The sequence below is a fragment of the Streptomyces sp. H27-H5 genome (assembly GCF_026627505.1).
GTDB lineage: Bacteria > Actinomycetota > Actinomycetes > Streptomycetales > Streptomycetaceae > Streptomyces.
Map to the genome: position 1 here is coordinate 1 of NZ_JAPNLK010000167.1, position 9,467 is coordinate 9,467.

The 9,467-nt window shown below is 59.2% G+C and carries 13 protein-coding genes; 12 read left to right on the top strand and 1 reads right to left on the bottom strand.

Annotated elements, in window-relative coordinates; all coding sequences use genetic code 11:
- Positions 1-452 (bottom strand): HNH endonuclease (locus OTB19_RS43850; protein ID WP_420717006.1); only part of this gene is annotated, 452 nt, incomplete at its 3' end.
- A 477-nt stretch (positions 453-929) separates the two neighbouring features.
- Between OTB19_RS43850 and OTB19_RS40085 the strand changes: the two genes are divergently transcribed.
- The 12 genes from OTB19_RS40085 (at position 930) to nrdJ (ending at position 9,344) form a co-directional block, all read left to right on the top strand.
- Positions 930-1,418: a hypothetical protein gene (locus OTB19_RS40085; protein ID WP_267803745.1), complete on the top strand. Its 489-nt coding sequence runs from the start codon at positions 930-932 to the stop codon at positions 1,416-1,418.
- A 613-nt stretch (positions 1,419-2,031) separates the two neighbouring features.
- Positions 2,032-2,796 carry a RecB family exonuclease gene (locus OTB19_RS40090; RefSeq protein ID WP_267803760.1) on the top strand — a complete coding sequence of 255 codons (765 nt, stop codon included), beginning with the start codon at positions 2,032-2,034 and terminating at the stop codon, positions 2,794-2,796.
- Positions 2,797-2,916: 120 nt separating this feature from the next.
- Positions 2,917-3,750: an AAA family ATPase gene (locus tag OTB19_RS40095; protein WP_267803746.1), complete on the top strand. Its 834-nt coding sequence runs from the start codon at positions 2,917-2,919 to the stop codon at positions 3,748-3,750.
- A gap of 52 nt (positions 3,751-3,802) precedes the next feature.
- Positions 3,803-4,132, top strand: coding sequence for a hypothetical protein (locus tag OTB19_RS40100; RefSeq protein ID WP_267803747.1), 330 nt, complete (start codon positions 3,803-3,805; stop codon positions 4,130-4,132).
- Positions 4,132-4,569, top strand: a complete 438-nt coding sequence (locus tag OTB19_RS40105; RefSeq protein WP_267803748.1) for an endonuclease VII domain-containing protein — start codon at positions 4,132-4,134, stop codon at positions 4,567-4,569. The genes OTB19_RS40100 and OTB19_RS40105 overlap by 1 nt, the downstream gene beginning before the upstream one ends.
- Positions 4,562-4,867: a hypothetical protein gene (locus OTB19_RS40110; RefSeq protein WP_267803749.1), complete on the top strand. Its 306-nt coding sequence runs from the start codon at positions 4,562-4,564 to the stop codon at positions 4,865-4,867. Before OTB19_RS40105 ends, OTB19_RS40110 begins: the two co-directional genes overlap by 8 nt.
- 117 nt (positions 4,868-4,984) lie before the next feature.
- Positions 4,985-5,374 carry a CHC2 zinc finger domain-containing protein gene (locus OTB19_RS43855; protein WP_420717004.1) on the top strand — a complete coding sequence of 130 codons (390 nt, stop codon included), beginning with the start codon at positions 4,985-4,987 and terminating at the stop codon, positions 5,372-5,374.
- Positions 5,268-5,900 carry a topoisomerase gene (locus OTB19_RS40115; protein WP_420717005.1) on the top strand — a complete coding sequence of 211 codons (633 nt, stop codon included), beginning with the start codon at positions 5,268-5,270 and terminating at the stop codon, positions 5,898-5,900. The genes OTB19_RS43855 and OTB19_RS40115 overlap by 107 nt, the downstream gene beginning before the upstream one ends.
- Positions 5,897-6,316 (top strand): DUF3310 domain-containing protein, encoded by a 420-nt coding sequence (locus OTB19_RS40120; protein WP_267803753.1) that lies wholly within the window; start codon positions 5,897-5,899, stop codon positions 6,314-6,316. Before OTB19_RS40115 ends, OTB19_RS40120 begins: the two co-directional genes overlap by 4 nt.
- On the top strand, positions 6,317-7,132 hold the full coding sequence (locus tag OTB19_RS40125; protein WP_267803754.1) for a metallophosphoesterase: 816 nt from the start codon (positions 6,317-6,319) through the stop codon (positions 7,130-7,132).
- Positions 7,129-7,710: a hypothetical protein gene (locus tag OTB19_RS40130; protein WP_267803756.1), complete on the top strand. Its 582-nt coding sequence runs from the start codon at positions 7,129-7,131 to the stop codon at positions 7,708-7,710. The genes OTB19_RS40125 and OTB19_RS40130 overlap by 4 nt, the downstream gene beginning before the upstream one ends.
- Positions 7,707-9,344, top strand: coding sequence for a ribonucleoside-triphosphate reductase, adenosylcobalamin-dependent (gene nrdJ, locus OTB19_RS40135; RefSeq protein WP_267803758.1), 1,638 nt, complete (start codon positions 7,707-7,709; stop codon positions 9,342-9,344). The genes OTB19_RS40130 and nrdJ overlap by 4 nt, the downstream gene beginning before the upstream one ends.
- The last annotated feature ends 123 nt before the right edge of the window (positions 9,345-9,467 follow it).

Here is a 9,467-nt window from a genome sequence, read left to right on the forward strand (position 1 = left end):
TGTGGTGGTCCACCTGGCGCCGCCGCCATCAACACCGCGCCCGCCTCTGCCACCGCCGTTGGCACACCTACGCCGACACCACACCATGACCAGCCAGCACACCAGCGGCTATCTACAGCTGCCGTAAGTGTCTTGTCTCTGTGACAGGAGTTGCAAAGGGTTTGTGCATTTTCAAGGGTCCATGTGCCGCCCTGGGCGATCGGGATGATGTGATCGACCTCCAGGCCCTCACGCTCGCCACAGAGGACACAGGCGAAGCGGTCACGGGCCAGGGCCCGAGGCCGGATGGTCCGTTCCCACGCCCGATCACGGGTGAGGTTGCGTGCGCTCGTGCGAGCCCAAGCGCGCTCAGGAGGTGCGTGCGTTTCGCACCGGCCTGCGCGGGCAGTCCGAAGGGTGCATCCTCGGATGTAGCAGATCGAAGCAGCACGGGGCACAAGGACCACCCCCATGAGCTTGATCAAGACGTAACCGCGAATTAGGGTTCTCTTAGGACTAGACCTGTTAGAGATGGGGTGGCCCCGGCGGCTTCTGATCTGGCGCCGGGGCCACGGCCCCTCTGGGCTCTACCTGACCCGTAGGGCTACAGGGAGTCCGCCAGAGGGGTAGTTCCTACTAGTAACACCTCAAAGGACCAGCAATAGGAGTCTGTAGTTCCTCTTATGGGTAAGTGACCCTGAGTAACTCAAACTTCTACAGACTGTGTTCTTTAAGTAAGTAGTGTTCTTCTCTTTTGCTTCTCACTTAGTAGGTACGTGTCCCACGAACCGTTTCGGGACGATCGAGCATCGGACTGAGATGTAGGTCACATGTCTACACGGGCGGCAAGTGCAAGGGCGTATGGAAAGTAGGATGCTGCGGATGTGCCGATCTCGGTCGGACAATTAAAATCTGAACTATCGACAGTTCGAGTCCGAAGGAATCGTGTTGTGACTGCTCTCCCCGGCAATCTGGAATTGCAGAAGCTTCTTGCGGCCGGCTCGACCCATGCCGAGATTGCTCAGATGTTCGGTGTAGAACGCCAAGCCGTGACAAAAAGGGTCAACGGTTGGGGCGAGTACAAGAAGGGCGAAAACGCCCCGGTCACAGCCTCTATGCCCTGGCGGATTGCCGACAGACCGGACAAGGTCCGACTAACCAATCAAGCAGCCTACCGAGGCCTCCGGCTTTACCTCGGCTGGCGCCTGGGCGAGGACCGAAAGCCCCTCTCCGAGCGGGCCAAGAAGGATCTACGCCTCTTCCTGGAGAAGATCAACAACGGACTCGTCCTAACCCTTGACGATTCTCAGGGCTTCGTGTATGTGGACCGAACCCCCGAGGATGGCCGGCTGGTCGTTCGCTGGCCCGAGGGAGTCAAGCGGGACGAGAAGCGCAGTGCCCTCCTCTCTCTGCCGAACAACAAGCTGACCATGATCTGAGTCAGACCTACCGGGCAGTAATCGCCCAAACCGCACGAGGCCCTACAGGCAAACGACCTGTCAGGGCCTTCTGTGGTTGTGCGAACCTCCTGGCATATGCCTGTGACATGGGTCACAGGCTTATCTACGAGCGCATTGAGCCATCGGCTGGTTACAGTCGACTCTCAGAACGCCCGTACAGGCGTTCGAACGTACGTCGAACGTTGTGGTGGGGTGGGTGTGCTGATGGTCTTGGGGGAGCTCTCGTCGCGCGGGGTCACTAGGGAGGCTCTGCGGGAGGGCATGGAATCGGCCACGCCAGTTGGCCGAATTGATGACTATCGGTCCGAATCACTCATAATTACGCGAATCGCCACATTGAGTATCGGGACCTACTACACGGTTGTGGAATGTGACGTCATGTCACCAGAGGACATCACCGCGCTGGAGGATCTTGAAATCACGTTGCGCCGGCCTTGGCGGTGCTGTGTGGTGGAAACCGACATCTGGGGCCGGCCTCACAAAGAGCTGCCCTTGTCCAGCACATTCAAAGTGCATGTAGTCCATCCGGCCTGCCCGGAAGGCAAGCCGGCGAGGAGGGTCCTTGTCTGATCGATACAGCCGCGTCCGAGAGATGACGCGCTCCGTAAGTCAAACCGAGCAGTATGAAAAGTGCGGCCATCAGTTCTTTCTGCGCCGGGTGGAGGGTGTCATCCCTCGCCCGGCGGCTTGGTCTCATCAGGGAACGGCCTTTCACAGTGCTTGCGAGGTCTACGAGCGGGGTGGCCGACAGTTGTCCGCCGGCGACGTGGTAGACCTGTTCAGCACCGAGTACAGCGAGGCGGTAAACGGTGCTTTGGAGCAGGAGCCTGACCTAGACCACTGGATGACTGCTGGCCCGGACGGGGCCTCGGACATAGAAGCCCGATATGTATTGGGTCAACAGCAGGCAGCGGGCTACGTTTCATGGGCCAAGGCGCATGGACCGGAGTTGTGGAAGGCCCCTGACGGCACTCCCGGAATCGAATTGCACTTGACTGCCGACATTGCAGGTATCAAGGTTCAGGGATACATCGACCAGCTCGTAGCCGAGCCGGACGGGTCCGTGCGAATCAGGGACCTCAAGACAGGTACGACCAAGAGTAAGTTCCAGCTTCAGACCTATGCCGTCCTTGTTCGGAAAGCCCTCGGCCTGAAGGTCGCTGTGGGAGACTGGTACCAGGCCAAGAAGAACGGCCTGACTCGACCACTGGATCTCTCCGGAGTGACAGAAGAGGAAGTAGGAGCGAAGTACGTGGAGATAGACCAAGGTGTGAAGCGGGCAGACTTCCCGGCCAAGCCTGGCTTTAACTGCCGCTTCTGTGATGTGTCCTACGCATGCTCTTTTCGCAGGCGATAAAAGTTGCTTTACGGTCCAGTCTCCATGCCGTAGAGTCGAGTCAACCCGCCGGGAAGGCTATTTTTTTAGGCAGAAAGTTGCCTTTAGGTCCAGTCGTGAAGTGAAGAGAGGAGGTGGGCGATGTTCTCACTAGCGCAATCTGTAGATATCCGAGGAGCGGCCGGCGAGCCGATTCCCCACCCGTTCAAGTCCCTATCACGGCTCGAAGTCGAGTTCAGGCGAGCCGAGTTCTCCCTAGTTGTTGCAGGCCCAGGGACGGGAAAGAGCCTGTTCGCTGCCAACCTGGCCACGTACGGCAACATGCCGGTTATGTACTTCAGCGCCGACAGTAGCGCGGCAACGCAGACAGTTCGTACCACGGCCATGATTACCGGCGAGGACTCGAAGACCGTCAAGGCCGCATTGCTTGGTGGTGACTTCGGAAAGTACCTGGCTGAAATCGGCAAGCGTTGGTGGCTTCGATTCAACTACTCTGCGAGCCCACCAACATCCGAACTGGAAAGAGACCTCCTGTGTTATCTGGAGGTCTACGGCACAATCCCGCATCTCATTGTGGTGGACAACATCACTAACGTGGATACAGGGGTGGTAGGGGACGCCGAAAGCTACACCTTCGGCCTTGAGGGCCTCTGTGAGTACCTATCCGAAATGGCCAGGGCTACGAACGCGCACGTGCTCGGACTGCACCATGTGACAGGTGAGCACTCAGACGGCCTGAACCCCATTCCTCTGTCGGGAGTCAAGGGAAAAGTTCACCGCGTTCCCTCCCTCATTCTGACGATCCATAAAGAGGTTGACGGAATGAACAGCCGCATCCTTAATGTGGCACCTGTGAAGAATCGCGAGGGCTTCGAAGATTCCTCCGGCGGTACTTTCGCAAGCTACCGACTTAACCGGGCCAGCCTCCGCCTGGAGGAACTTGAAGAGGAATTCCCGGCTCCTTACGCTGCATAAAAAGTTGCCATTAGGTCCAGTGAGGGTAAGTGTGAAGATGGAAGGCGCGCAGATGAAGCAGGGACTCAGGGGCGGATTCAAGGCTGAACGAGAGTTCGGCTTTCAGCTCGAAGCCAGATTCCCGGGAGTCGACCTCTCGGAGGTAGACACCGATGGTGCAGCCCTTATCGTTCACATCGACAATCCCCGGGCCCTGAACCTGTTCCAGCTTTCCCGAGTCCTCATCGGGGCCGCCAAGGGTGGAGTCAAGACAGCCGTAATTGACTTCCAGGGCCGCAACCTCACCGCAGCCCTGCCACTCTTCAACTTCTGGGCACTCGTTGACGAAAACACCGAATTGAAGGATTTGCTTCGCGTGGAATCTCTCGTCAGGGCGGCTTGATGCCAGCCGCGCGTAAGGGGTTCCGTGAGTGCACCAAGTGCGGGAAGAGCAGAGCCGAGCGGTTCTACATATCGACCCGAGGGAAGGTGTGCTCAACTTGCCGAAAGCAGGGCCGGCGCACAGCATCACGGAACGCTCGGATTCAAGCGACTTACGGCCTGAGTGCCAACGAGTATCAAAGGCTCTTCGAGCACCAGGACGGCCGATGCGCCATCTGTCGCGAGACCCGCAAGACCAATCTTGCCGTCGATCACTGCCACAAGACCGAGGCTATCCGAGGCCTCCTTTGTGCCCGCTGTAACGGCCAACTGTTGGCCCGAGGTGCACGAGATCGCCCCGAGGTTCTACGGCGGGCAGCCGAATATCTAGAGGACTATCCAGCCTGGAGAGTCCTCGGACCCCGATACACCTTTACCAAGGAGACTGACCATGGCTGAGGCCAAGCAGAACACCCGCACCATCACTGAGAAGACCGTAACCCTCACCCTGTCGGTGGAAGAGGCTGAGGCTCTCGTGGCCATTACCTCCCGCGTAGGTGGCCACCAAAGCCGAAGCCCCCGCCAGCACACCGACGCTGTCATGGCGGCCCTGAAGAAGGCAGGCGTCCGGGCCCACAATGCCTTTGGCGCTCATCCTGCCAAGCACCTGGACGACAACGCCGAAGGCCTCTACTTCGCGGAAAAGCCTGGTGGGCGGCAGTCTGCTGAACTCCTGACCAGCGTTCTGGCCTTCTAGTGTCGAGCGAGGAAAAGGGTAGGGGCCCCAGTTGGTTTCGGAACTACCGAGGCAACCGCAACACCTCGGTACAGGCGTACCGCAGGTATGACTTCCCAGTCACTGTAAGGCGCATTGGTGACGAGTCCACAGAAACCACCGATCAGTAAGGTACTGGCACGCTATTACGGCCTGGACGTAGCAGTTACAAGGGGACGACAGAAAGTCTGTTGTCCCCTTCATGCTGACCAGAACCCTTCAGCGTCAGTCAACGTCGACACCGACCGATGGAACTGCTTTAGCTGCAACCTATCGGAGGACTCATTTGACGTAATCATGCGGGAGGAAAACATTGGCTTCCTTGAAGCCCAAGAATTTGCACATCGCGAATTCGGTGGAGATCGGCCGGACGTACCACGAGATGTACCCGGGCAGCCCGGCCGAAGCCTACGTAACAGCACGGGGTTTGGAAGCAGTCGCCGGCCGGTTCGGACTGGGGTACGTCGCTTCGGCGATACCTGGTCATGAGCGGTACCGAGGGCATCTCACGATTCCGTACCTCCGGCCAGCCGGCGGCGACGACGGAGCCGCAACCGTCCGTTTTCGCTGCGTGGCCGACCGCTGCGTCAGGGAGACCACCAGCGGCGCCTACTACTTCGAACTGGGCGAGAAGGAACAGCACGAAGGTCACGGCAAGTACCTGACCCTTCCCGGGGACCCTCCTCGGATGTTCAATACCCCGGCACTTATCCAGGCCAGTTCTCACGTAGTGGTTGTAGAGGGCGAATTTGATGCCATGTCATGGGAAGTAGCCGGAGTTCCTGCAATCGGCGCGCCAGGAACCGGCACATGGCGAGACTACTGGACCCCCGCATTCCGGGGATACCAAACGGTCTACCTGATAGCCGAGGACAGTGCCGGCCTCGTCTTCATGGACGAGCGTGCGGCGGACATGCCGAACGCCAAAGTCATTCAGATGCCTGACGACTTGGACAGCAACAGCACGTTGCTAACCCAAGGTGTCGAAGCACTCCGAGGAAGGATCGGACTGTGAAGTACAAGGCTGGCGACGAAGTTCGAATCACGGCTGAACGCGACGCCTTCAAAGGAATGCGGGGAAAGGTGTACTCAGTCAACTCGCACGTAACGGCGCCCTACCCCTATGGCGTCAAGGTATATCTTGCCGGCCGCGTGGACTACAAAGCCTTCTCTGATGATGACCTTAAGCCCTGGGAAGAGCCGGCTGACAAGAGCGGAACCGTTAACAGCCCAGCTCACTACACCTGGTTGCCGAACGGCATCGAAGTCATCGATCTCACGGAACACTTGACGTTCAACCGAGGAAACGCGGTCAAGTACATCTGCCGTGCCGGCCTCAAGCACCTAGATACAGAACTCGAAGACCTGCGTAAGGCCGCTTGGTACGTGCAGCGGGAAATACAGCGGGTGGAAGCCCAAAGGGAGACGTAGTTGAAGCGAATCGTAGTCGTATCCGATACACAGATCCCGTACCACGACCCCCGGGCCCTGAAGAACGTCATTGCCTTCATCGGTGCATACCAGCCTGACGAGCTGTACCAGATTGGTGACCTGAACGACTACCCCACCCCATCCCGTTGGAGCGAAGGAACCCGCCTTGAGTACCAGCAGGAAGTTCGGGCGGACTCGGAAGCTACGAAGCGAGGGCTCTTCGAGCCTCTCCGAAAAGTCTACTCCGGACCCTTTGGCATTCTCGAAGGGAATCACGACCTCCGCCCTCGTACTTACCTCTCTAATCGGGCCCCAGCGCTTGCCGAGTACGCCGATGAGTTCCACTTTTCCAAGCTCCTGGACTTCAACGGATTCGGCATCGATCTGACACCGCCGTTCCACAAGGTCGGCCCTGACACCGTTCTGGTGCACGGTCACGAGATCAAGGGCCTGTCTCAGGAGGCCGGCAAAACTGCCCTACGGCACGCACTCAAGGCAGAGACCAATGTGGTCATGGGGCATACGCACCGACTCGGCGTGATGCGTGTTGGGCGGGGCCACGGAGGCATGGAAACCGTCCGATGGGGCTTTGAGGTCGGAAACCTCATGTCGCGTCGAAAGGCCGGCTACCTGGGACCCGGCGGCGTAGCCAACTGGCAGGCAGGGTTCGGAATCCTCTACTCCACCCCTGACTACGTAGCCCCCTACCCGATTGACATCAAGCGGGATGGCTCCTTTGTCGTGGAGGGCGAGATTTACGGAAAGGCCCCCCGCGGGGCCCGAGGTCGCTTCGTGAAGGGAAGTGCCGCAGCATGACAGAGATTGACTGGGAGCGCTTCTCTCAGATAGCCGACAGCGTGGGCAAGCAGATCGCTCGGGACTGGCGTGTAGCCGAGAAGGACGATGTTAAGCAAAGCATTCTTCTGCACGCCTACGAGCGACGCCCAATGATCGAAGAGAATTACTCCGAACCCTTTCTCTGGCAGTTCGCCAAGAAGGTTGGCCGGCAGTACGCATCAGCCCAGAGAGACGCTCGGGATGTAGAAGACGGCCAGTATTACTACACGCCGGAGGAAGCTCGCATGGCCCTTGGCACCCTACTCTTCACCGACGAAGAAATAGGATCGATGATGGGGCAGAAGGACGATCTAACCTCTGCGCGCATTACCGACAACCTGATGTCGGCCCGACTCGATGCGTCCACGGCGCTTACCCGCCTGGCTACACCAACCAGGGAAATCCTTATGCGGCGCTTCGTCTTCGGCCTTCCGCCGGCTGACGACTCTGCTCGGAAGGCAAGCAATAGAGCCGTCGATGCCCTGGCGCGTCAGATGAATCGCGACCTCCGTAAGAACTCCTATGACACCAGGCGACATTCTGAGGTGACTGTATGACCTTTTCCACCGAGACAGCGCAGACCGTATTCGAACGGACCTATTCCCGGGTAAAGCCGAGCGGTGAACAAGAGACCTGGGATGAAACCGTTGAGCGGGTGGTGGACGGAAACCTTGCCCTTGTGGAGAGTCGTTACATCGAGTCCGGGGAACGTACCGCGCTCCTTGACCTAATCGGCAACCTGAAGGTACTGCCGGCAGGCCGGCATCTGAAGAGTTCCGGAGTCAACGACTTTGCCCTAAACAACTGCTGGGCTGCGGGGTGGGATAAGAACGCACCAGAGGAGCACTTCACTTTCACTCTGCTCCGTCTGGCAGAAGGTGGTGGGGTTGGCTCCAACTACAGCAGCCAGTACCTGAAGGGCTTCCCTGCCATCGTCGTACCGGTAACGGTGCACATCGTGTGCGACCCCACGCACCCTGACTACTTGGACCTGGTGGAGGCCGGACTCATCTCCACGGCGTACAGCCACGAGTGGACCGGGGCCTACGAGGTGGGTGACTCCCGAGAAGGATGGGCGGAGGCCCTCGGGGACCTGATCCAGACCTCCATGAACCCCGAGACCAAGCACAAGGCCCGCGTGTACGACGTGAGCCGCGTGCGGGCAAAGGGTGTTCCCCTCAAGACGTTTGGGGGCACCGCTTCAGGCCCCGCGCCCTTTGCGACCATGATGAAGAACGTGGGCCTGGTGCTCGCTGAGCGCGTCTGGATCGACCCTCAGGACGATGGCGGTGAACGCTGGATCAGCGGCGAGCTCACCGGCATTGACGCTATGAAGATCGATCACGAGATCGCCTCAGCCATCGTGGCCGGCGGAGTCCGGCGATCAGCCCGCATGAGCATCATGCATTGGTCGGACCCCCATATCTGGACCTTCCTGCGGATCAAGGCCGAAGGCGGGCACTGGACTACCAACATCTCTGTCGAGATTGACGACGGCTTCATTAGCTACCTGACGAAGTTCTCCTCACCCTCCATGCCGATTCTTCGAGAGATCGCCAAGGGCATGCTTCGAAACGGTGAACCGGGAGTCTGGAACTCCTCCCTGACTGCCGTTGGAGAGGTTGATGGCACCTTCACCACAAATCCCTGCGGGGAGGCAACCATCACCCAATGGGAGCCATGCAACCTCGGTTCCGTCAACCTTGGTGCCTTCGTAAATGAAGAGGGGGAAGTCGATTGGGACGCCATCACCGAAGCGCATCGGTATCTCACCCGGTATCTGATCCGGGCAACCTGCGCTAAGGTCGCTGACCCGAAGTCTGCCGCTGCCATCGCCCGGTACAGGCGAATTGGCGTGGGGCACCTTGGCTTTGCTGACTATCTGGTGAAGCAGGGAATCCGGTACTCAGAGGCCGGAATGCACAGCGGAGTGCGCTGGGACCTTGCAGACATGGCACAGGTTGTCGATGATGCAGCCGACCAGTATGCGAACCTGATGCGCATACCCCGCCCTATCAAGACTCGGGTGGTAGCCCCCACCGGTACAACGTCCAAGCTTGCTGGTGCATCTGGGGAAGGCATCCATCCCCCCTTCGCCGGCTACTTCATCCGCCGCATGCGGTTCTCGGACCTGGAGCCCACAGAGAAGGCAAAGGTGGAGGAGTACGGGGAGAAGGGGTACCAGGGGTGACTGTTTTGGACGGCCGGTGAGCTGCGGCGATGTGGTGCGAGGTGGTCCTGCGGGGCCGGTAGATTGACCTTGTGACCGATGCCCCGCCGCAGCTGCCCTCGTACGAGGAGTTGGCCGCGCTGG

Excerpts from the sequence above, each read along its gene's own strand:
- OTB19_RS40090 (WP_267803760.1), top strand. The coding sequence starts at position 2,032 with ATGACGCGCTCCGTAAGTCAAACCGAGCAGTATGAAAAGTGCGGCCAT.
- OTB19_RS40095 (WP_267803746.1), top strand. The coding sequence starts at position 2,917 with ATGTTCTCACTAGCGCAATCTGTAGATATCCGAGGAGCGGCCGGCGAG.
- OTB19_RS40100 (WP_267803747.1), top strand. The coding sequence starts at position 3,803 with ATGAAGCAGGGACTCAGGGGCGGATTCAAGGCTGAACGAGAGTTCGGC.
- OTB19_RS40105 (WP_267803748.1), top strand. The coding sequence starts at position 4,132 with ATGCCAGCCGCGCGTAAGGGGTTCCGTGAGTGCACCAAGTGCGGGAAG.
- OTB19_RS40110 (WP_267803749.1), top strand. The coding sequence starts at position 4,562 with ATGGCTGAGGCCAAGCAGAACACCCGCACCATCACTGAGAAGACCGTA.
- OTB19_RS40115 (WP_420717005.1), top strand. The coding sequence starts at position 5,268 with ATGTACCCGGGCAGCCCGGCCGAAGCCTACGTAACAGCACGGGGTTTG.
- OTB19_RS40130 (WP_267803756.1), top strand. The coding sequence starts at position 7,129 with ATGACAGAGATTGACTGGGAGCGCTTCTCTCAGATAGCCGACAGCGTG.
- nrdJ (WP_267803758.1), top strand. The coding sequence starts at position 7,707 with ATGACCTTTTCCACCGAGACAGCGCAGACCGTATTCGAACGGACCTAT.